The organism is Blautia schinkii (assembly GCF_013304825.1).
GTDB classification, from domain to species: domain Bacteria; phylum Bacillota; class Clostridia; order Lachnospirales; family Lachnospiraceae; genus Blautia_A; species Blautia_A schinkii_B.
The window spans coordinates 45,276-65,913 of sequence record NZ_JAAWUO010000009.1 but is presented as its reverse complement, the minus strand read 5'-3'; the positions used below and the strand labels follow the sequence as shown (position 1 = coordinate 65,913).

Annotated in this window: 21 protein-coding genes and 1 pseudogene; all 22 read right to left on the bottom strand. The window is 45.1% G+C overall.

Going from position 1 to position 20,638, the window contains the following annotated elements:
* Positions 1-30 precede the first annotated feature (30 nt).
* The 22 genes and pseudogenes from HFM85_RS08345 to HFM85_RS08240 all read right to left on the bottom strand — a co-directional run bounded on the left by HFM85_RS08345 (position 31) and on the right by HFM85_RS08240 (position 20,634).
* Positions 31-591, bottom strand: coding sequence for a 5-formyltetrahydrofolate cyclo-ligase (locus HFM85_RS08345; protein WP_173737783.1), 561 nt, complete (start codon positions 589-591; stop codon positions 31-33).
* Positions 569-790 (bottom strand): DUF896 domain-containing protein, encoded by a 222-nt coding sequence (locus HFM85_RS08340; RefSeq protein WP_119238923.1) that lies wholly within the window; start codon positions 788-790, stop codon positions 569-571. The genes HFM85_RS08345 and HFM85_RS08340 overlap by 23 nt, the downstream gene beginning before the upstream one ends.
* Before the next feature lie 43 nt (positions 791-833).
* Positions 834-1,697, bottom strand: a complete 864-nt coding sequence (gene proB, locus HFM85_RS08335; RefSeq protein WP_173737782.1) for a glutamate 5-kinase — start codon at positions 1,695-1,697, stop codon at positions 834-836.
* Positions 1,698-1,784: 87 nt separating this feature from the next.
* Positions 1,785-2,837, bottom strand: coding sequence for a DUF3048 domain-containing protein (locus HFM85_RS08330; RefSeq protein ID WP_243873842.1), 1,053 nt, complete (start codon positions 2,835-2,837; stop codon positions 1,785-1,787).
* 73 nt (positions 2,838-2,910) lie between these two features.
* Positions 2,911-3,405: an rRNA maturation RNase YbeY gene (gene ybeY / locus HFM85_RS08325; RefSeq protein WP_173737781.1), complete on the bottom strand. Its 495-nt coding sequence runs from the start codon at positions 3,403-3,405 to the stop codon at positions 2,911-2,913.
* Complete coding sequence (locus tag HFM85_RS08320; RefSeq protein ID WP_173737780.1) at positions 3,402-4,427, bottom strand: PhoH family protein; 1,026 nt, start codon at positions 4,425-4,427, stop codon at positions 3,402-3,404. Before HFM85_RS08320 ends, ybeY begins: the two co-directional genes overlap by 4 nt.
* Positions 4,420-5,625, bottom strand: a complete 1,206-nt coding sequence (locus tag HFM85_RS08315) for a sporulation protein YqfD (protein WP_173737779.1) — start codon at positions 5,623-5,625, stop codon at positions 4,420-4,422. The genes HFM85_RS08320 and HFM85_RS08315 overlap by 8 nt, the downstream gene beginning before the upstream one ends.
* The gene (locus HFM85_RS08310) at positions 5,622-5,888 is read right to left on the bottom strand and encodes a YabP/YqfC family sporulation protein (RefSeq protein ID WP_173737778.1); all 267 of its coding nucleotides are present in this window, start codon (positions 5,886-5,888) and stop codon (positions 5,622-5,624) included. The genes HFM85_RS08315 and HFM85_RS08310 overlap by 4 nt, the downstream gene beginning before the upstream one ends.
* An 81-nt stretch (positions 5,889-5,969) precedes the next feature.
* Positions 5,970-6,512: a DUF2284 domain-containing protein gene (locus tag HFM85_RS08305; protein WP_173737777.1), complete on the bottom strand. Its 543-nt coding sequence runs from the start codon at positions 6,510-6,512 to the stop codon at positions 5,970-5,972.
* A 2-nt stretch (positions 6,513-6,514) separates the two neighbouring features.
* On the bottom strand, positions 6,515-7,480 hold the full coding sequence (locus HFM85_RS08300) for a tRNA dihydrouridine synthase (RefSeq protein ID WP_173737776.1): 966 nt from the start codon (positions 7,478-7,480) through the stop codon (positions 6,515-6,517).
* Positions 7,480-8,271, bottom strand: a complete 792-nt coding sequence (locus tag HFM85_RS08295) for an NYN domain-containing protein (protein ID WP_173737775.1) — start codon at positions 8,269-8,271, stop codon at positions 7,480-7,482. The genes HFM85_RS08300 and HFM85_RS08295 overlap by 1 nt, the downstream gene beginning before the upstream one ends.
* Before the next feature lie 183 nt (positions 8,272-8,454).
* On the bottom strand, positions 8,455-9,675 hold the full coding sequence (locus HFM85_RS08290) for an L-cysteine desulfidase family protein (RefSeq protein ID WP_173737848.1): 1,221 nt from the start codon (positions 9,673-9,675) through the stop codon (positions 8,455-8,457).
* A gap of 44 nt (positions 9,676-9,719) precedes the next feature.
* On the bottom strand, positions 9,720-10,706 hold the full coding sequence (locus HFM85_RS08285; protein WP_173737774.1) for an ABC transporter ATP-binding protein: 987 nt from the start codon (positions 10,704-10,706) through the stop codon (positions 9,720-9,722).
* Positions 10,703-11,662 (bottom strand): ABC transporter ATP-binding protein, encoded by a 960-nt coding sequence (locus tag HFM85_RS08280; protein WP_119238847.1) that lies wholly within the window; start codon positions 11,660-11,662, stop codon positions 10,703-10,705. Before HFM85_RS08280 ends, HFM85_RS08285 begins: the two co-directional genes overlap by 4 nt.
* Positions 11,663-11,676: 14 nt before the next feature.
* Positions 11,677-12,510, bottom strand: a complete 834-nt coding sequence (locus tag HFM85_RS08275; protein ID WP_173737773.1) for an ABC transporter permease — start codon at positions 12,508-12,510, stop codon at positions 11,677-11,679.
* Between the two features lie 13 nt (positions 12,511-12,523).
* The gene (locus tag HFM85_RS08270) at positions 12,524-13,474 is read right to left on the bottom strand and encodes an ABC transporter permease (protein WP_179976576.1); all 951 of its coding nucleotides are present in this window, start codon (positions 13,472-13,474) and stop codon (positions 12,524-12,526) included.
* A gap of 123 nt (positions 13,475-13,597) precedes the next feature.
* Positions 13,598-15,172: an ABC transporter substrate-binding protein gene (locus HFM85_RS08265; protein ID WP_173737772.1), complete on the bottom strand. Its 1,575-nt coding sequence runs from the start codon at positions 15,170-15,172 to the stop codon at positions 13,598-13,600.
* Positions 15,173-15,417: 245 nt separating this feature from the next.
* Positions 15,418-15,837 (bottom strand): annotated as a pseudogene (locus tag HFM85_RS08260) (MATE family efflux transporter).
* 92 nt (positions 15,838-15,929) lie between these two features.
* The gene (gene groES / locus HFM85_RS08255) at positions 15,930-16,217 is read right to left on the bottom strand and encodes a co-chaperone GroES (protein ID WP_119238852.1); all 288 of its coding nucleotides are present in this window, start codon (positions 16,215-16,217) and stop codon (positions 15,930-15,932) included.
* 249 nt (positions 16,218-16,466) lie between these two features.
* Positions 16,467-16,946 carry a 23S rRNA (pseudouridine(1915)-N(3))-methyltransferase RlmH gene (gene rlmH, locus HFM85_RS08250; RefSeq protein WP_173737771.1) on the bottom strand — a complete coding sequence of 160 codons (480 nt, stop codon included), beginning with the start codon at positions 16,944-16,946 and terminating at the stop codon, positions 16,467-16,469.
* Positions 16,946-19,705, bottom strand: a complete 2,760-nt coding sequence (locus HFM85_RS08245) for a DNA translocase FtsK (RefSeq protein ID WP_173737770.1) — start codon at positions 19,703-19,705, stop codon at positions 16,946-16,948. The genes rlmH and HFM85_RS08245 overlap by 1 nt, the downstream gene beginning before the upstream one ends.
* Positions 19,706-19,758: 53 nt before the next feature.
* Positions 19,759-20,634 (bottom strand): undecaprenyl-diphosphate phosphatase, encoded by an 876-nt coding sequence (locus tag HFM85_RS08240; protein WP_173737769.1) that lies wholly within the window; start codon positions 20,632-20,634, stop codon positions 19,759-19,761.
* Positions 20,635-20,638 lie beyond the last annotated feature (4 nt).

Here is a 20,638-nt window from a genome sequence, read left to right as displayed (position 1 = left end):
CTGCCTTTCTTACTCTTATTACAGCAGTTTTTACTGTGCGTCGCGGTATATCTTCTCTTCTGTCACGATCACCTGCGGTCGGATATCTGTAGGCTCTGTGGGAACTTCCGGAAGAATCTGGAAAGAAAATCCCACTGCCACCCGGCTGATTTGTGGATGTTTCTCAAGGAAACGGTCATAAAAACCTCCGCCATAACCAACACGGTTGCAGTTCACATCAAAAGCAACTCCCGGCATGACCATCATTGCAGCTTCCCAGGAAACCATCTCGCCGTCTTCCTTTGGCTCCGGTATCCCAAAGTAACCGGATTCCAGCTGGGAAAAATCAGTCAGTTTATAAAACACCATGTCTTTCCCGAATACCTTGGGAACTGCCACTTCCTTGCCGTCTTTCCATGCCTGCTCAATGATATAGCGGGTGATGACTTCATGGTTGTAATCTGCATATGCCATGATCCGCTCTGCCTCTTTATATTCAGGAAGAGCTGTCAGCGTCTCTGTGATCACGCGGCTTTTTTTCTGAATCCATTCATCACTATGCTCTTTTCTTGCCTTGAAGATTTTTTTTCTAATTTCCTTTTTTTCTTCCATATTTTTCTCCCAGATTGGTAATGCTTCCATCTTTTTCTTTAATATCGATATTGTTCAGATGTGCACGCAGGCTGCCTTTTACCGCATCCAGATATTCCCTTCGAAGTTTGGCCTGTTCAACTTTCTCCTCTTCTGTAAGGCCTACACTCTTCTGCTTATGTGCCAGTGCATTGATTCTATCAATCTTGATATTGTCCATCATAATAAAACCGTCTCCTCTTTTTTCTATCTGAAAATTATTCTTACAGTAATTTCTCAATATAATCAATCAGGAAAAATTCTTCCTTCTTGCTTCCTACAAACAAAGTTCCGCAGCTCTTGCCATCCACGATCCTGTGAATGTTGTGGAAATCGTTTCCGTTTGCAATGACCATATCAGCTCCCGCTGCTGTGGCAATGATAGCAGCTGTAAGCTTGGTTGCCATTCCACCGGTTCCTACGTTGCTTCCTGTTGAGGACTTGCCAAGTTTACGCATATTATCATCCATGTTCTCTACAATGTCAATAAATTCTGCATCAGGATTGGAATTGGGATCATCTGTGAAAAGTCCGTCAATATCAGACATCAGAATCAGAAGATCTGCACCGATCAGAGCGGCAACTACTGAAGAAAGAGTATCATTATCTCCGAATTTTACAAGATTCTGAAACTCATAGGAAGATACGGAGTCGTTCTCATTTACGATAGGAATAACGCCTACTGCAAGAAGCTCATTAAACGTATTCTGGGCATTTCTGCGGTTTGTGTTATTGACCATGGTGTTCTTGGTCATAAGGATCTGCGCCACCATCTGATTATATTCTCCAAAAAGTTTCTGGTAAATGGTCATCAGTCTGGCCTGTCCTACTGCCGCACATGCCTGTTTCTTCTCAAGTTCTGCCGGTTTTCCCTTCATCCCAAGAGCTGCTGCCCCTACAGCAATGGCTCCGGAAGATACCAGGACTACGTCCTTACCCTGGTTGTGAAGATCGCTGATCTCTCTTGCAAGGATCTCCAGCTTGCGAAAATCCAATCTTCCTGTCTCAGCATGAATCAAGGAAGAAGATCCGATCTTGATTACGATGCGTTTCTTATCTTTCAGTCGTTCTCTGTAATTTGCATTCATGTTCTTTGTTTCTCCTGATATCTGTTATTTATTGCATGATCCGGACAATTGTTCCATTGCCCGGATCGTTCTTTTTATAATATAAATTTACTGATATGTGATGGAATCAATCCGGTCATTCTGCACGATCTCTACCCATGTCGTACCCTGATTCAGACAAATCTCCTGTTCATTTTTGTCATAGTAATGGGTGATCCCCCACGGAGAATCTTTCTCCCAGCGGATATCAATTGCCTTTCCTTTTGTGATAAACCTGCCTTCGCCGCCGGAAATCGCATCAATATTCAGATATCCGTTAGCATCGTAAGCCGGGCAGGACGAATACTGCAAAATGATGTTATCGCAGGTAAGCTGTTTATCATCCAGTTGGTCCACATGTTCCTTTCCAAACTGGAAGCGCTTATATTCACCGGATGCCTCATCATACTCATACCATGGATGATTATCTGTAAAATTGTCAAGCTTTACAAGATTTGCAGTGATGCCATCTGCAGGAACTGTCTCTGCACCATCCTCTGCAAAAAGATAATGGCCTGTATAATCTTCCGTATATTCCTGACTGTATTTCATCGCCTCAATGCCTGCCTGAAGATGCGCCGCATCAGTATAGGCATTATGCGGCGGTTTCCTGTCCGTTGTGCGGAAGAAAGCCAGATTCCCCATCTTGATCCCGTTCAGATTATCGATTACATGCTGATCCAGATAAGGAAGGGCATAGGCTGCCTGTCCGTAATGTGCATAGATCGCATTGAATTCATTGGCATAGAAGAGATAATAATCACGGCAGCTTCGGACAGAGCCGATTCTTTCCAGATCATCATAATCCTCGAGAATTCCCATAAGACGGGTAATATTTCCTTCCACAGGTGCTTCATAAACAACACCTGCATGACCAATTCCGCTCTGCGGTGCTCCGGAGCTGTTATTGCCCATCATTACTGCAACAGGTCTCCGGCGGCCGATACTCTCTGGAACATTCTCACCTGTAAGATAGCTCTTTACCTGGGTTTCCGTCTGGTTCTCCTTATTCGGGACAAAACCTACCAGATCCTGCTGTGCCCCAAATACAGGGGCTGTCTGGGTCATGCACACACATGCCACCATGATACCTGTCAGAACACCTGTCTTTCTCATTCTCATATATTACCTCCTTCAATCTGATTTAGGATCTTAAAAGAAACACTGCGTATGTTTCCTGCTATCCATCCGGGGGTTATCGATTGATTCCAAGCTCCTTAAGAGCTGAGGCCTGTTTGGCCTCCATAACTTTTGCTTCGTCTTCTGTCATATGATCATATCCAAGGAGATGAAGCATACTGTGCGCTACCAGGAAGCAGAACTCCCTTGTCACACTGTGTCCGTATTCCTCTGCCTGGGCAAAAACCTTCGGAACAGAGATCATGATATCTCCAAGAAGAAGCTCATCGCTGTCCAGGTCAAAATAAGACTCGTCCTCTTCCACAACAGAATAATCTGCCGGAGTCTCAAAAGGGATCATGGGAAATGACAGGACATCTGTAGGTGCCTGGATATTCCTGAATTCTGTGTTCACTCTCTTGATCTCCTCGTTATCTGTAAGGACAAGATTCACCTGTCCGTCATATGGACATTTCTCCATCTCAAGAACCTTGTCTGCAACCTGGGATGCCAGTGCTGCATAATCGATGCCAAGTTCCTGATCTGTCTCATATTCGATATTTATGGTCATCTTCTGTACTCCTTGTTCTTTATCGCGTACCTGTCATCTTTACGGGATTTCACAGGTTTCTGTTTCTTCTCATAATCATCATAAGCCTGTACGATCTGCTGCACAAGCGGGTGACGCACAACATCCTTGCTGGTCAGCTGGCAGAAACCGATATCATCGATCTTCTTCAATACTTTCATTGCCACATCCAGACCGGACTGTGCATCCTTTGGAAGATCCTTCTGGGAAGCATCACCTGTGACGATCACCTTGGATCCAAAACCGATTCGGGTCAGGAACATCTTCATCTGTGCGGGTGTGGTGTTCTGCGCCTCATCCAGAATGATAAAAGCATTATCCAAAGTACGTCCTCGCATGTAAGCAAGAGGAGCCACCTCAATTAGACCTTTCTCCATATTCCTGGCAAAACTGTCTGCTCCCATGATCTGATAAAGTGCATCATAAAGAGGGCGGAGATAAGGGTCTACCTTACTCTGAAGATCTCCCGGAAGAAATCCCAGCTTCTCTCCAGCCTCGATGGCCGGTCTTGTAAGGATGATCCTGGAAACCTCCTCATTACGGAAAGCAGTGACTGCCATAGCCATGGCAAGATATGTCTTACCTGTTCCTGCAGGTCCTACACCGAAAACGATCATCTTCCTGCGGATCTGCTCCACGTAATCCTTCTGTCCCATGGTTTTGGGCTTAATGGGCCTTCCCTGTATCGTGTTGCATATAAAATCTTTATCAATCTCCTCCATCACGGAGCCTATCTTCTCCATGGCAAGGGAGAGTGCATAATTCACATTCTGCTGTGTGATGGTGTTGCCCCTTCCCGCAAGAGTGTTCAGTTCCTCTACGATTGCCTTCGCCTGCAAAGCTCCCTCCTGGCTTCCCAGGATCTTCAGAGAACCATCGCGGAAAATCATCGTTACGTTCAGGGTTCGTTCAATCAGCTTCAGATGCTCGTCAAACTGTCCGAAAATATTCGCCTGGCGGTCTGCCGGCACATCCACATATAATTCGATAATGCTGCTAGCCATCCTCTGGTGTCCTTTCTTTTGGCTGTGTCTTTTTTTCCGTGGAGGCTTCTCTTCCGGTCTTCTCGATAACGCAAAGAGTCCCTCTGCTGACACAGTCCTGATGATTTATTTCTATTTTAACATTATTTTCAGATATTTGAACCCCCTTTTGTATTAATTTTTCTTCATAAATATAAAGCTTCTGAATCGCCTGTTTTTTTGCCGCCTGCTCTGTAAGAGTTTCCTTTTTCAGTGTATACTCCTGAACCATAATAGTTCCCGCCAGCAGCGGAAGCCTGAAATTCTCCGTGATCCTGGCCGGATATTCCTGGATCAGCCGGTCTTCTTTTTTCTTTTCACCGGGAGACAGATCCAGCCGCAGGTTTCCTATCTGCAGGAAAAAAAATTTCTTTGCTTTTCCAGTGGAAACTTTTTTCTCAACGTCCAGCGGAAACGTGTCGTAATACGAAACTTTATGCCGGATGTAAATATCTGCATCTGCATGAACGTATTCGTACCGCATTACTTCCTGGCTGTCATCCGTGATATTTAAGATCCCGGAAACAAGTTCCTGTCCTCTTTCCACAGAATCCCCTTCTTTTACAAGAGGCGTCCCCCTGCGAGTGACAATTTTTTCCACAGTGCCTTCCACCTCCGAAAAAAGGCTGCAGGAGTCTTCCTCTTTCTGCTCCTTAGGAGGGAGTGTACCTTCCCTGATCTCAAAGATCAGCTGAGTTCCCGAAAGCTTCGCGGATACCCAGGTGATCTCCGGAAATTTTCTCCGCATAGCTTCTGCAAGGCTGGTACATCGAATCTTTCTTTTGCTCATTCCATATGTGATCCCTTCTTCTTCCAGAAACTGCAGAAGCTGCTGTGTAGGATTCATAACATTCCCCTCAATATGTATATTCCACAGTCTTCCGGAAAGAAAAATAAATACGCAGACCGCCAGTAAAAGCCCGGACAGAAGCATTTTATGCCGGCTGGCAGCCAGAAGCCAGAAAACAGGGCCTTTTTTCCGGAGGATATGGATATGTACGCCGGTTTTTCGCCGAAGGGGACTGATCTTTCGGAAATCTTTCACTTTCAGGGTAGCCTGAAATTCTTTTTCCCCGGTTCTTATAATCTTTCGAAGTTCCATATCCCTGCCTCTGCAGAGATTCAGAAAACGCTCGCACTGTTCGCCTATGACGGACACCCGCACAAAACCTGGGATCATTTTTTCCGCCCCTCCTCCAGAATCATACTCTCGATCCGCCCGCGGATACACATTTCAAGTTTCGTGTAATTGACGATCTCCAGCCTTTTTCCAGAGATAACCATCCGGCCGGATGCTGTAAGGACCACGATCTGTTCTCTGGTACAGCTTAAGATACTCCGATAATTTTCGATCAATGCCTGGCGTTTTCCTGTGAGGATCACCTGGGTCTCCCGAAAGACAGTCTCACCGGGAAGTTCCAGCATTTTCATTATTTTTCCCATAAAAAATCCCCCGGCCTTTATCACTAATCTATGCCGGAGGATCTGACAGTATGTATTTTTCGAGTGAATGCCTTAAGACTGTTATTTCCGGAGCAGCACCATGGAAAACCAGAGAATGGTATTTCCACCAAGATTATACTCCATCTGCTCTCTCTCTACGATTTCATTTGCCACAACACCATAGCTTTCCAGACAGGGGTGCATGTGTTCCGGAAAACGGCAGGGTTTGCCATCCAGATAAGCGCACCGTTCACAGTAATCGCAGGATTCTGTGGAAAGGATGAACGTTTCATATCCTTCTTCTTTAAAAAATTCTCCAACCTTCTCTGTAAGCTCTTCATGGGCTTTTCTTGTTAAAAGCATCTCTTCCATATTCATAATGTCTGATACTTCCGCAACACTGGAAAAGAAGATTGCCTTCGAATAACTGTGGATCTTTTTCTCACATTCCGGCAGCTCTCCCACTGCCGGTGGACAGGCCCAGGTACTTCCGTAGCGCTCACATTCCTCCCTGCAGATTGTCCGCACACGTTCATGTACAGAAACATCCGCTGCATTTAAAAGCCTGTACTCAAAAATCGGATACTGGGCTATAAATTCTTCAAATTTCTCTTTGATATCCATATTCAGATGATCTCCTGTTCTCCAAAAAGGCTCATCACAGCTGCCTCATAATCTCCGAAATGCTGAGACTTTTTGATCTTTTTCAGATATTTTGCGTAATTTGTAAATCCTGGAGCCATGTAGCTCCACAGTTCTTTCATGCGAAACAGTACATTTCGTTCTCCTGAAAGATATTCCTGATAATCGCAATAGATGCGGTCATGGAACTGGCGCATTTTCTGCTTGTAAGTTTCCTGGCGGTTGAAATTCTCCTCATTTCCGTCTGTTCTCATAATCTCATCCAGAAGATACGGCCTGGCGATCACACCACGTCCGTACATAAAGCTGTCTGCATCTGGAAACTTTACCCTGATCTCCTGATATGCTTCCACAGAAAAAATATCCCCGTTATATCCCAGGGGAACCGTTAATTTCTCCTGTGCATTCTGAAACAGTTCATATCTTGGTGTGCCCTTGTAATGATCCTTCAGAAGACGTGGATGGATGATCAGTTCTTTTACAGGATATTTTGCATAGATGTCAAGAAGACGTTCCCAGTCCTCCTCATAGTCAGTCCCCACTCTTGTCTTGATGGAAATCTCCATATCTGTTCCTTTAAAGATCTCATCCAGGAATCTGTCCAGTTTATCCGGCTCTCCCAGGAAACCCGCACCTTTTCCCTTGGCTGTCACAGTACCGGAAGGGCATCCCAGATTCAGATTCACTTCTTTATGGCCGTATTCATCCCGGAAAATATGGGCTGTTTTGATAAAATCTTCTGCATTGTTGGTAAGGATCTGTGGGATCACAGGCAGATTTCCATTCGTATCCGGGGATACTTCTTTTATTTCTTTACTGCTTAGTCTCTTGTTTGGCTTGGCAGTGATAAACGGGGTAAAATATTTATCCATGGGATAAAAGCAATCATGATACGCATTGCGGTAAACCCAGTTGGTAACACCCTCCATTGGTGCCATATAGTTTTTCATCACTGCTCCTCCCTGATGCGAAAATAGATCTGCTTTCTTCCACCGCTGCCTGTAGGGATCCTGCCAACCTCATAATTTCCCAGTGATTTGATAAATGGAGTAAGCTTGGAGTAACCATAATTACGCACATCAAAATCAGGCAGACGTTTTCCCAGCTGATCCCCCAGCTGACCGGAGGAAAGCCAGCCTTCCTCATCTGAAAACTTCTCGATAATGGCATTGATAGCCTTACGCACACGTTTGAGATCTTTATTCTTTTTAGATCCGGAACTGTTCTGCTTGCTGCCATTATTTCCGGCTTTTTTCGCCTCTGCTGCTGTTGCCTGGGCTTCTTTCTTCTCCTCTTCCTGCTGGTTGCGGTAAAGAAGATCCAGATATTTAAACTGGTTGCAGGCAGAGATAAATGGTTTCGGTGTTTTCTCCTCGCCCATTCCCAGTACCAGCATCCCGGATTCACGAAGTCTTGCTGCAAGGCGAGTGAAGTCACTGTCAGATGAGACAATACAATAACCATCCACATTTCCAGAATACAAAATATCCATGGCATCAATGATCATGGCTGAGTCCGTAGCGTTCTTGCCCGTTGTGTAGCTGTACTGTTGGATGGGAATGATGGAATCTTCCAGAAGGACTTTTTTCCAAGAGGAAAGACGGGCACTTGTCCAGTCCCCGTAAATTCTCTTGTATGTTGCGATTCCGATGTTAGCTACCTCATCCACGATGATCTTGATGTATTTATCTGATATATTATCTGCATCGATCAGTATTGCAATTCTTAATTCGTTGTCCATAAATCCAACCTTTTCTATATGATATATGCCGTATGCCAGCTCCGCTCCGGCATCGTTCCTGTTCAGTATAGCCGAAATACCGGTTTAAGTCAAACCATCTGCAGTCCCGTAAAACATAAAAATCCTTCCGTCATTCAGTACATAAATGCAAACGGAAGGATTTCATTCTATTATATTATGTTTTTACTGCTCCAGCATGATCTTCAGGATCTCCCGGTCAGTTTCTTTCATTCCATCCTTACCGATCTGACCCACGCAGCTGATAGTCTCGGCAGTTTCTTCCTTAAGGATTCCTGTGTACGGTGCATAGGACTGACCGTTCATAGCCAGATGGTGTGCAAGAAAAGCTGCATCCAGGCTGGCTGCGATCTTTGCTGCACAGGAGATCTTTGCGCCATCGCAGATGATTCCCGGAATATTGGCCAAAGTGTTCTCAATAGTCTTTTTGATCTGGGAAATGCTTCCTCCTACCATGTAGGTGATAGCTGCACCTGCTGCACAGGAAGCAGACACTGCACCGCAGAAGGCAGAAAGCTTGCCAATATAATACTTCTGATATACAGTTAAAAGATTGGAAAATACCAGTGCCCGGTAAAGACTGTAATCCGGCAGTTCCATCTCTCTTGCATATACGATCAGAGGAACAGAACAGGCAATTCCCTGATTTCCGCTTCCAGAGTTAATCACAACCGGCATGTCACAGCCTCCCATTCTTGCCTCAGAAGCTGCTGCTGTAAGGCTTCTCATTCTGGTAAGCATATCATGGGAGTAATTTTCGCGGATCACGCGGCCGATGCCAAGACCATATTTTCCTGTCATTCCTTCATGGGCAATGGCCATGTTGCTTCGGATCTGGGTATCCAGAAGTTCTTTTACCTCAGAAAGCTCTACAGTATCTGCAAACTCCCTGATATTTTCCAGATCCAGAAGCGACCTGTCTGCCTCTTCTCTCTCTTCCATCGCCTGATCCTCGTCCAGAAGGATCTCTCCATTTTTTATAATCTTTGTCACATTGATGTGATCGTATTTGATTTCCAGACTGACGCTGTCTTTCCCGGCTCCCATCTCAATAACGATATGGAGGACAACAGGTGTGTCAAGAAGTTCTACTTTACAGATATCCTTATCCAGAAGCTCCCTGCACCGGTTCCGACCCTCGTCCGTCACATTGGAAAGTACTTCCATATCAAGGGAAGCATCCCCTGCAACTGCGCCAAGGATCACACCTGCTGGAATTCCTTTTAATCCCCCGGAATTGGGGATGATCACACAGCGGACATTCTTGATAATGTTTCCGCTGCATTTTGCCACGATGCGCTCTGGCTCTTTTCCCAGAACTTCTCTGGCTCTCGCAGCTCCGTAAGCCAGGGCGATCGGCTCTGTACAGCCCATGGCCGGGATCATTTCCTCTCTGAGGATGGAAAGATAGTTATCGTATATATGTTTGTTCAACTTTTTTCTTTTCCTTTCTCATATTTATGACATGCCACCATATGCCCTGGTTCCACCTGCTGAAGATGTGGTGTCTCCATTTTGCACCGTTCCTCGCACCACGGGCAGCGGTTATGGAACCTGCATCCGCTGATAGTTCTTGACTGAACACCAGTATCTGTAACGATCTGATCCAGCGTTTTTACTCTTGGATCTGGCACCGGGATGGATGAGATCAGCATTTTTGTATAAGGATGCAACGGATTGGAATACAGTTTGTCTGCATCTGCAATCTCCATAAGATTTCCCAGATAAAGCACTCCGATCTCATCGCAGATCTTCTGTACAACCTGAAGCTGATGGCTGATAAACAGATAAGTAAGGCCGTATTTCTCCTGAAGATCCTGAAGCATCTGAACGATCTGCGCCTGCAGGGAAACATCCAGTGCAGAAATCGGCTCATCACAGACTACAAACTCCGGCTGCACGGAAAGTGCTCTTGCAATGGAGATTCTTTGTCTCTGTCCGCCGGAAAACTCATGAGGATATTTCAGAAGATCCTGTTCTTTCAGTCCTACAACACGGATCAGTTCTTTTGCACGGTCTTTTCGTTCTTTTGGAGTATACATCTTGTGGATCTCCATAGGCTCACAGATAATATCCTGCACTGTATGGCTTGGGTCCAGGGATGAATACGGGTCCTGGAAAACAGACTGCATTTTTTTACGATATGGAAGAAGCTCTTTTTCTCCCATGTTTCCGATCTCTGTGCCCTCGTAAAGGATTTCACCGCCTGTTGGCTTATGATATCTTAAGATTGCTTTTCCAATGGTGGATTTGCCGCTTCCGGACTCCCCTACCAGCCCAAATGTCTTTCCTTTTTCAATAGAAAAGCTAACTTCATCTACCGCTTTCAGGATGCCCGGCTTGAATGACAGAAGTTTCGGAGATTTCTGTTTAAAATACACTTTCAGATCTTTTACTTCAATTAATGGCTTGCTCATTTGTTCTCCTCCCTTCTGTGACAGAGGATACGATGCCCCTCTGCAGCTTCATAATATTTCGGAAGACAGGCCTCACAGGTCTTATCTGCATATTTGCAGCGGTTGAGGAATGGACAGAGATTTCCGCTTCCGTCAGAAAGATCTCTTTCAAGAAACTGCTCAAACGTTCCGCCTACACGTGGCATGCTGGCGATCAGTGCCTGTGTATACGGATGTCCCGGACGGAGAAAAATCTCTTCCACGGTTCCTTCTTCCACCACATAGCCGCCGCACATAACTGCTACACGCTTGCAGGTCTGTGCCACAACGCCCAGATCGTGAGTGATCAGGATGATACTCATATTGTTCTTTTTCTGCAGTTCCAGAAGGAGATGCAGGATCTGTGCCTGAATAGTAACATCCAGAGCCGTTGTCGGCTCATCTGCGATCAGAACCTTCGGATTGCTGCTCATGGCCATGGCGATCATCACACGCTGGCGCATACCGCCGGAAAGTTCGTGGGGATAGCTGCGCATTGCTTTCTCCGGGTCTGTGATGCCGACAGCTGTGAGAAGCTCCAGCACACGGGCTTTTGCCTCTTTTTTGTTCATATCTGTATGACGGCGGATCAGCTCCACCATCTTGCTTCCAACTGTATAAACAGGATTCAGCGCGGAAAGGGAATCCTGAAAGATCATGGCGATCTCGCCGCCCCGGATCTTACGAAGCTCGGCCTCGTTTTTTTTCAGGATATCATCGCCTTTAAACAGGATCTCTCCACCCTTGATCTTACAGTTGGATGGACCCAGACGGAGAATGGATTTTGTTGTCACACTTTTTCCGCTTCCTGACTCTCCTACAATGCCGAAGAAATCGCCTTCTTCAATGGCAAAACCTGCATCTTTTACTGCCTGTGCCTCTCCAAGATCTGTAAAGAAAGACACTTTCAGATTTTTTACTTCCAGTAATTTTTCCATTTATGATGTCCTCCTTACTTAGGCTCGAATACTTTTCGCAGAACCTCACCCAGATAATTAAAGCTGATAACTGTGATCAGGATCAGGATTCCAGGGAAAATCGCAAGGTACGGTGCCTGCTGGATGTAACGCTGTGCATTGCTGAGCATGCTTCCCCAGGAAGCTGTCGGCGGCTGGATTCCTAGGCCGAAAAAGCTTAATGCGGACTCCATCAAAATAGCATTTGCAATGTTCATGGTCGCAGCTACAATGATCGTCGGCATGATATTCGGAAGGATGTGATGGATGATCGTAGCAATTTTTTTCTGTCCGGAGATTTTTGCGTAGACTACATATTCCCTCTCATTAAGGGAAATTGTCTCACCGCGGACGATCCTGGCAATGTTCATCCAGGTCAGAAAACCAATGATCAGGACAATATTCTGAAGTCCGGGTTTCAGGAATGCATTCATAACGATCATGATCAGGAATGTAGGCAGACTCATCAGAGCATCAACAAGACGCATCAGTACTGCATCCACGGTTCCACCCACAAAGCCGCTGACAGAACCAATGACCACACCAAGGGCTGTGGAAAGCACCATGGAAAGAAATCCCACCAGAAGGGATGCTCTTCCTCCGTAAATACAACGGGCCAGATAATCACGTCCCATATCATCCGTACCGAAAAGATGCGCCATGGAAGGAGCATTCAGTCTCTCTGTTGCACTGATGGCATTGGGATCCACCGGATACAGAAAAGCAAAAATGGAAATCAGTGCCAGCAGGATAATAGCTGCTGCACCTACCACTGCAAGTTTATTTGTCTTAAAACCAAGTTTGATGTTTTTCCAGATATTTTCTCTCATGTTCCTTCACCTCCTAACATCCGGCCTTGCGGATCCTTGGATCAAAAACTGCATACAGAATGTCTGCCAGCAGATTTCCCAGTACCACAAGAAGTGCAGTAAACATGGTGATTCCCATGATCAGTGGATAATCATACTGCATAACTGCTGTAACTGCCAGCTGACCGATTCCCGGCCATGCAAAAACCTGCTCTGTGATAATGGCACCGGATACCAGTGACTGCAGGCTCATTCCCAGGACTGTGATCATAGGCAGCATGGCGTTTTTCAGAACGTGGCGGAAAAGGATTCCGGATTCTTTCATTCCGTAAGCCTTCTGCACCATAACATAGTCTGAGGACATCTCTGTGATGGTACTGCTTCTTAAGTACCGGATGTACTGCGATGCATTCGCAAAAGTCAGGACTGCACATGGCATTACCATATGAAGGACCAGATCCCCGAAAGAGCGGTTCCCATCGGAATGCATACCGATACTTGGCAGGATATGGAGATGAACGCTGAAAAGATAGATCAGCATGATTCCAAACCAGAAAGTCGGAATAGAAATTCCCACATAACAGAAAAGACTGGTGATCTTATCCAGGATGCCGTTCTTGTTTTTTCCGGAATACAGACCAAGGACAATGGCAATGAGAAATCCCAGAAGCATACTGGTTCCCATCAGGATCACAGTTGCAGGAAGACGTTCCAGCATCTGTGTAAGAACAGGACGGTTATTCATCAGGGAGTTTCCGAAATTTCCGTGTAAAATCCTTCCAAGCCACAGAAAATACTGCTCATATAAGGGCTTTGTAAGACCTAAGCTTTCTCTTAAATTCTGAATGTACTCTTCACTCATGTTCGGCTCTACATAAGTAAGGACCGGGTCTCCCGGAGCTGCTTTTGTCAGGGCAAAACAGAGGACGGAAACGATAAACAGAGTAAGAATACACTGTATCAGACGGTTTACGATCTTCTTCAAAATGTACCTCCTTTAATTTCCTCGAAAACAGGAAATCGGCTGGCGCAGAAAACCGCGTCAGCCTCTTCCTTTTCCGTGTTTATTGCTGTTATCTGTTCTTTGCAGACAACAGCTGTTTATTTATTATTCAGCCAGTGTATAGATTTTGGAGTAATCATAGTAAATAGTTTTTAACAGGCACTCATCAAAACCGCCGAACTCTTTGTTTACAGCATAGAATCCGTTGGAGTATGCGATCGGGTAGATATACATATTATCGTTGATGGTGTTCTGGATCTCCTTGTATATCTCACCTCGCTCTGTCTCATCTGCTGTACTGTTGCCCTTCTCCCACAGTGCATCAAGATCTGTATCCTTGATCCTGGAGTAGTTGGAACGGCTGTCAGAAGAGCACATATCTGCATAAAGGCTCGGCTCCTCTCCTAAAGTATAGAAGCTGAGTACCAGATCATAGTCTGCACATTCCGGATCCTTTGTTTTGTTCTTGAAGGTGGACTCATCCGTCGGAAGAAGATTTACTGTGATTCCTACGTTAGCCAGTGCAGACTGTACGTAAAGTGCCTCGCTCTCCATGGTCTTATCTGTGGAAATATACATCAGGTTCAGAGAAAGGCTTGTCTTGCCTGCTTCAGAGAGAAGCTCCTGTGCCTTAGCCGGATCATTATCATAAGTGTTGTCCGGTTTTGCATAGTAGAGAGTATCCGGTGTAAACAGGGAGTCTGCAGGCTCTGCGTAATCCTCGGAAAGGAATGCAAACTGACAGAACTCTTCTTTGTTCAGGGCATATGCGATAGCCTGGCGTACTTTTACATCCTGAAGATCCTCGTTCAGCTCGTTCATAAACATCGCATTAACTCTTCCGGAATTATATGTATTGATGTTTACGTTATCATATGCGCTGACTGTATCATAATCATCTGCACTGATCAGACGTGCATCCAGATCGCCGCTTGCAAGTGCTGCGTTGGCAGAGCTAGAATCCTTAACGATCTTAAATGTGATGGAATCCAGGTTTACATCCTGGAAATAGTCATCAAATTTCGTTACTTTAAAGTACTCGCCGGATTTATATTCTTCGAATTTAAACGGTCCGTTTCCTACCGGATTATTGTTCAGATCGCTCTCACCGATGTTCTCAACACCCTCATAAATGTGTTTCGGAATGCAGTAAACCTGGCTTAGTCCACCGAGAAAACCTGCTGAAGAAGAACCCAGGGAAAGTTTCACTGTAAGGTCATCTACCTTCTCCGCCTCTACAGCCTTGTCATTCACATATCCATAAGAAGCATATGGTACGTTCTGCTTCTCATCTACCAGAACCTGCATGGTAAATACAACATCATCTGCTGTAAGCGGCTCACCATCATGCCATTTCAGTCCGTCTTTCAGCTTCAGGGTAAATTCGCTGGCATCATCGTTGGCTGTTACACTCTCGCAAAGTCCGTTTCCGTAATACATCTCTCCGTTCACGATCTCAAAAAACGGGCTATACAGTGCCTGCATCATATCAAAGCTTGTCTGATCTACAACATAAAGTGGATTGATGTTCTGCGGGTCTGCTGTCTCTGCAATAGTGATATTACCGCCCTCTGCCTTGGCTTCTTCTGTATTCTCTGCTGCAAAAACCGCTGTTCCTGCAAAAACTGTAGTTCCTGCTACTGCAGCTGCAAGAAGTGCTGCTAGTACTTTTTTTCTCATCTCTTAGTTCCTCCTCTGATCCAGTGAATATCTCCATTTTCCCACCGGGTTAGTATGATATAGGTAAAATAGTACTATATCTTCTATTCATTGTCAAGTTTATCCGGAAATATATGTGGATTTTCTCACTGCATTTCGATAAAATCTTATGTATTATTCTACCTGTAGAAACAGGATGCGTCAAGAAATTTTTTATATAAAAATCTCCAGGACTTCTGTAACGAAAATCCCGAAGATGGATCCAGTTAATGGTACAGTTGATCACCAACGTCATTACAGACAGGGCAAATGCAATCCCTGCGATCTCCACACACCGAAGTGTTCCAGCAGTATCTGAGTAATGGCAAAGAAAAATATGTAAACCGGATGATCGTCAGGTAGGACATTCCTGCCTCAATGATCGTCTGATCTGTTGTAAAAAGCCCAAGCAGCTGTCTCGGAAAAAAGCTCGCCAGAATAAACAGGATCAGGGCAATAAAAAGGCCTGTGCGCATGGCTCAGGCACTGATCTTTCTTACCGGCTGCGTTTCCTTCTTTCCCCAGTACTGGCTGCCAAATATGACAAGTCCGTCTCCCAGTGCCATAAGCAGCTGCTGAAAGACGGACTGTACCTGATTCACGGTCGTTACACCGGATAATGCAGTTTCACTGAATGCACCAAGCATGATATTATCTGCAAGATTAACGCTTAAAGTCACAACATTCTGCAGCACCAGCATGGAACACAGTTTCAGAAAATTGCGGTAAAAATTCTTCATTATTCCTCTACAATGGCAATAATATCATCGGCATTGATCACCAGATATTTCTCACCTTCATATTTAATCTCAGTTCCTGTGTATTTACCATAGATAACACGGTCGCCCGGTTTCACCTGTACCGGTACTTCCTTACCGTCTACGACCTTACCGCCGCCTACTGCGATAACCTCTGCCTGCTGTGTCTTCTCCCTGGAGCTATCCGGAAGTACGATGCCGGATGCTGTCTTATCCTCTGTCTCAAAATACTTCACGATGACTCTGTCCTGAACTGGTTTTAATGCCATAATGATTTCCTTCTTTCTGTATTATTAGCACTCTTTTATCTCGAGTGCTACTCTTTTCTTATCATACTACAAATCAGGGAATTGTCAAGTTATTGTTTCGCCTGAAATACTGCTGGGCACTGCCAAATTACTGTTCGCTCCGTTCTCAGTAACACGCTTCGCGATGCACAGAATTTATGCTGATCGCATAAATTCGCGCGGTATGTCTCTGTTCTGGCATAAACGGTCTCTTCCTTTAAAGCAGATATTTTATTTATGATATGGTTCACCGTTAATAATGCGATAGCTTCTGTAGATCTGTTCCAGAAGGATCACCCTCATCAGCTGGTGCGGGAATGTCATTTTGGAAAAGCTGAGAGCATAGTCGGATCTTTTAAGCACTTCCTTTCCAAGTCCTATGGAACCTCCGATCACAAACTGGATATGGCTGTTTCCCCTGATTCCCAGATTGTTGATCTTTTCTGCAAATTTCTCAGAAGTGAGCTGTTCTCCTGCAATCTCCAGGGTAATCACAAACGCATCATCCTTAATATATTTCAAAAGACGTTCACCCTCTTTGTTCCTGATGGAATCCTCCACTGTCTCACTGGCATTGTCCGGTGTTTTCTCATCGGCTGTCTCTATGATCTCCAGCTTGCAGTAACGGCTGAGCCGCTTGGAATACTCTGCGATCGCATCTCTTAAATATTTTTCTTTGATTTTCCCTACAGTAAGAATGCTTATCTTCATCAGCCGTTCTCCTCCAGATAATTCTCAAACTCTTCTGCTGACATCAGTACTTTACGAGGCTTGGTTCCTTCCTCCGGGCCTACAACGCCAGCATCACACAGCTGGTCCATGATCCTTGCAGCACGGTTAAATCCGATCTTAAACATACGCTGTAGCATGCCGATGGAAGCCTTCTCTTTCTCAATAATGAACTTACCCGCATCTGTAAAGTATACGTCTCTGTCACCTCCACCGGCTCCTCCTGCTGCGCTGGCAGTATTCACCTGCTTCTCAATGGAAGTGTCATAGACTGCTCCCTGATTCTTATTAGAAACATATTCTACAACAGCACTGACTTCTTCATCAGACACAAACGCCCCCTGCAGTCTGGCAGGTTTCTGATATCCCTGCGGATAAAACAGCATGTCTCCTTTGCCGAGAAGTTTTTCCGCACCATTCATATCCAGAATCGTTCTGGAATCCACTCCTGAAGACACGGAGAATGCAATTCTGGACGGCATATTCGCTTTGATCAGACCTGTAATGACATTTACAGACGGTCTTTGCGTTGCAATGATCAGATGAATGCCTGCAGCACGGGCCAGCTGTGCAAGACGGCAGATAGCATCCTCCACCTCACCAGGTGCTACCATCATAAGGTCCGCAAGCTCGTCTACGATGATCACGATCTGCGGCATCTTCTCAGGAGCTTTTTCTCCCTCCGGAACACGCATATTTGCAACTTTTTTATTATATTCTCCAAGATTACGCACTCCGTACTCTGCAAAAGCATTGTAACGGCTTGTCATCTCAGAAACAGCCCAGTTCAGAGCACCTGCAGCCTTCTTCGGATCTGTGACAACAGGAATAAACAGATGCGGAATACCATTGTATACACTCAGCTCTACTACCTTCGGATCAATCATGATCAGACGAACTTCATCCGGTGTTGCCTTATAAAGAATGCTGATGATAAGAGTATTGATACACACAGATTTACCTGAACCAGTAGCACCGGCGATCAGAAGATGGGGCATCTTGGCAATATCTGCCACGACCGGTTTCCCTGCAATATCTTTACCTGCTGCAAAAGAAAGCTTGGATTTGGCATTCTTAAATTCATCAGACTGGAGAATATCCCGGAGCATAACAGGACTGTTCTCCTTATTCGGAACCTCAATTCCTACAGCTGCCTTGCCGGGAATCGGTGCCTCAATACGGATATCCGGAGTAGCAAGGTTCAGTTTAATATCATCAGAAAGGCTTACGATCTTGCTGACTTTCACTCCCATCTCAGGCTGAAGTTCATATCTGGTAACAGTCGGTCCGCAGCTTACATTGGTTACAGTTACATTAACGCCAAAATTATGCAGAGTATCCTGAAGCTTCTGGGCAGTTTTTCTTAAATGAGCATCCGAATCGCCCTGGGATCTGCCATCCCCACGTTTCAGAATTTTAAGAGGCGGATACTGATATGGTTTCTTCTCAGGAAGTTCTTTCTGGCTGATTTCATGCTGGATATTCCTGATCCCATGCTCAATCTCGGCCTTTGAAGATTTCGGGTTTCTGGATGGCTGTTGGGATACCTCCTCTGTCAGTATTGCTTTTTCCTGATCTGCTGCTTTCGTACCGGCAGATACAGCTCTGTCCTCCCGGCTCTGCCTTTTTTCAGGTGCAGATACCGGCTCTGACGGAAGGATCTGATTCATTTCCGGGATATCTGCATCCTCATATCCATCGTAATCATCCTCTGGAATATCTTCCTGGATATCACGCTCAAAATCGGGTTCCTCCGGCTCCTCAAAAGCCTGTGGTGCAGGTGTTGATCGATGGATTTGAAATTCCAACGGAACTTCATGAGAAGGCTGTTTCTCCTCTGCTTCCTGCTTCTCCTTATCTGTCAGATCAGTCTCCGCCGGAAGTTCTGCTTTTTCTTCATCAAGAAAAGAAGGAAGATTAAACTCTCCCTTACGGTTCGCTTTCACTGCCGCCTGTCTTTCTTTTTCTGCTCTGGCAGATTTCTTCCCGAATTTCTTCTTTCCGGCGGTCTCAGGAACTGATCCTGCCATAGCCAGTTCTTCCTCTGCCAGTTCCTCTTCAAGAAGACGTATCTTCTCTGCTCTCTTCTCTGCGCGGAGCTTTCTGCGGAGCTCTTTTTTCTTTTCACGGTCAGGCTGTCCTTCCAGATAAGCCTCCCTGCCCTCTTCCACTGCACCTGAAATCAGATCCAGGATTTTGTTCATAAATCCGAAAAATGATTTCTGGGTGATAATGATCAGGGAAACCAGAAGTACCAGCACAATGATCACCGCACCTCCTGCCACACCAAACGCAGAAGCAGTGGAAATACAGATTGCACCTCCGAATACGCCTCCTCCTGTATGATACTCAGAGCTTAAAGAATAATAATCTGCAAATGTTGTGCTGGGTGTATAACCTTCTGTCAGAAGCTGCAGCAGACCGCAGAGAAATACAAAAAAAACGATCCCCGCAAAAAATTTCTTATACGCAAGACGATTCGAACTGTTGACCAGCAAAAATGCTACTCCGCCAAACAGCACAACAGGAAACAGATATGCACACATTCCCATAATTCCAAAAGATATGCTGCTGATGGCATTGCCCACAATACCGCCCATTCCAAAAGCACTGATCATCAGGATGATACATGCTGCAAGTACTACCAGAATAAGAATTTCGGTCTGAAATCTGTTTTCGGCAGGCTGCTGCTTCTGTGCAGTCTTTTTCTTTCTTTTTTTTGTTGTTTTTGATGCTGCCATTATCAGATTCCTCCCAGTTAATAATTCAGGCGGATAAAATCATCCGCATTCGGTTAAATATAATTCGCTGCCAGTACAATAATCCCGGCTGCGAAACAATAAAATGCAAAATATCGCAGTTTAAGCTGATTCACAAGATTCACCATAAAGCGGATCACCAGGTACCCAACAATTCCAGCCACAAGCATTCCGAGAATGTATGTAAATCCTCTGCCTACAGTCATGCTTACTGAGGTGAATTCTCCCATCTCAACAAAAAATGCTCCGATCACTGCCGGAATGCTCATGAGCAGAGAATATTTTACAGCAAATTTCCTGCTCATTCCACAGAAAAGCCCCGCGCTCATAGTAAGTCCCAGTCTCGATATCCCCGGAAATACAGAAATTCCCTGGCAGATTCCCATCCACATGGCATCCCCGTAGTCAGCTTCTCTTGTTCCTTTATTTCCATTTATATTGCTGTAATCTACTACAAGAAGAATTACTCCGGTAAGCAGCAATCCAATACCAGAAAACATATGAGATGCTGCTGTACGCACAATAAGACGTTTACACTGATATCCGATCAGCATTGTAGGAAGTGTAGAAACAATAAGAAGTGCAGTAAGTTTACGGTAAGTACCTGTTACGATCCTGGCATAAGTAAGATTCTTTCCTGTTCTTCTGTTATAAAGAAAAATATTCGCATTACCGATCAGATCCATGATCATTCCAATCAGCTCAATTCCGATCTTCCTGATATCTTTCCATAAAAATAAGATAAGGGCTGCCATTGTTCCTATATGAAGCATTACTTCAAAAAGTGCACCTGAACCTCTGGTTCCGCCCATCAGATGCTGTGCTGCACAGAGATGTCCGAAACTGCTCACCGGAAGAAATTCTGTGATGCCCTGCAGGATTCCTAATATAATCGCATGTATTACTGACATAATT

Excerpts from the sequence above, each read along its gene's own strand:
- HFM85_RS08345 (WP_173737783.1), bottom strand. The coding sequence starts at position 591 with ATGGAAGAAAAAAAGGAAATTAGAAAAAAAATCTTCAAGGCAAGAAAA.
- HFM85_RS08340 (WP_119238923.1), bottom strand. The coding sequence starts at position 790 with ATGGACAATATCAAGATTGATAGAATCAATGCACTGGCACATAAGCAG.
- proB (WP_173737782.1), bottom strand. The coding sequence starts at position 1,697 with ATGAATGCAAATTACAGAGAACGACTGAAAGATAAGAAACGCATCGTA.
- HFM85_RS08330 (WP_243873842.1), bottom strand. The coding sequence starts at position 2,837 with ATGAGAATGAGAAAGACAGGTGTTCTGACAGGTATCATGGTGGCATGT.
- ybeY (WP_173737781.1), bottom strand. The coding sequence starts at position 3,405 with ATGACCATAAATATCGAATATGAGACAGATCAGGAACTTGGCATCGAT.
- HFM85_RS08320 (WP_173737780.1), bottom strand. The coding sequence starts at position 4,427 with ATGGCTAGCAGCATTATCGAATTATATGTGGATGTGCCGGCAGACCGC.
- HFM85_RS08315 (WP_173737779.1), bottom strand. The coding sequence starts at position 5,625 with ATGATCCCAGGTTTTGTGCGGGTGTCCGTCATAGGCGAACAGTGCGAG.
- HFM85_RS08310 (WP_173737778.1), bottom strand. The coding sequence starts at position 5,888 with ATGGGAAAAATAATGAAAATGCTGGAACTTCCCGGTGAGACTGTCTTT.
- HFM85_RS08305 (WP_173737777.1), bottom strand. The coding sequence starts at position 6,512 with ATGGATATCAAAGAGAAATTTGAAGAATTTATAGCCCAGTATCCGATT.
- HFM85_RS08300 (WP_173737776.1), bottom strand. The coding sequence starts at position 7,480 with ATGAAAAACTATATGGCACCAATGGAGGGTGTTACCAACTGGGTTTAC.
- HFM85_RS08295 (WP_173737775.1), bottom strand. The coding sequence starts at position 8,271 with ATGGACAACGAATTAAGAATTGCAATACTGATCGATGCAGATAATATA.
- HFM85_RS08290 (WP_173737848.1), bottom strand. The coding sequence starts at position 9,675 with ATGATCCCGGCCATGGGCTGTACAGAGCCGATCGCCCTGGCTTACGGA.
- HFM85_RS08285 (WP_173737774.1), bottom strand. The coding sequence starts at position 10,706 with ATGAGCAAGCCATTAATTGAAGTAAAAGATCTGAAAGTGTATTTTAAA.
- HFM85_RS08280 (WP_119238847.1), bottom strand. The coding sequence starts at position 11,662 with ATGGAAAAATTACTGGAAGTAAAAAATCTGAAAGTGTCTTTCTTTACA.
- HFM85_RS08275 (WP_173737773.1), bottom strand. The coding sequence starts at position 12,510 with ATGAGAGAAAATATCTGGAAAAACATCAAACTTGGTTTTAAGACAAAT.
- HFM85_RS08265 (WP_173737772.1), bottom strand. The coding sequence starts at position 15,172 with ATGAGAAAAAAAGTACTAGCAGCACTTCTTGCAGCTGCAGTAGCAGGA.
- groES (WP_119238852.1), bottom strand. The coding sequence starts at position 16,217 with ATGGCATTAAAACCAGTTCAGGACAGAGTCATCGTGAAGTATTTTGAG.
- rlmH (WP_173737771.1), bottom strand. The coding sequence starts at position 16,946 with ATGAAGATAAGCATTCTTACTGTAGGGAAAATCAAAGAAAAATATTTA.
- HFM85_RS08245 (WP_173737770.1), bottom strand. The coding sequence starts at position 19,705 with ATGGCAGCATCAAAAACAACAAAAAAAAGAAAGAAAAAGACTGCACAG.
- HFM85_RS08240 (WP_173737769.1), bottom strand. The coding sequence starts at position 20,634 with ATGTCAGTAATACATGCGATTATATTAGGAATCCTGCAGGGCATCACA.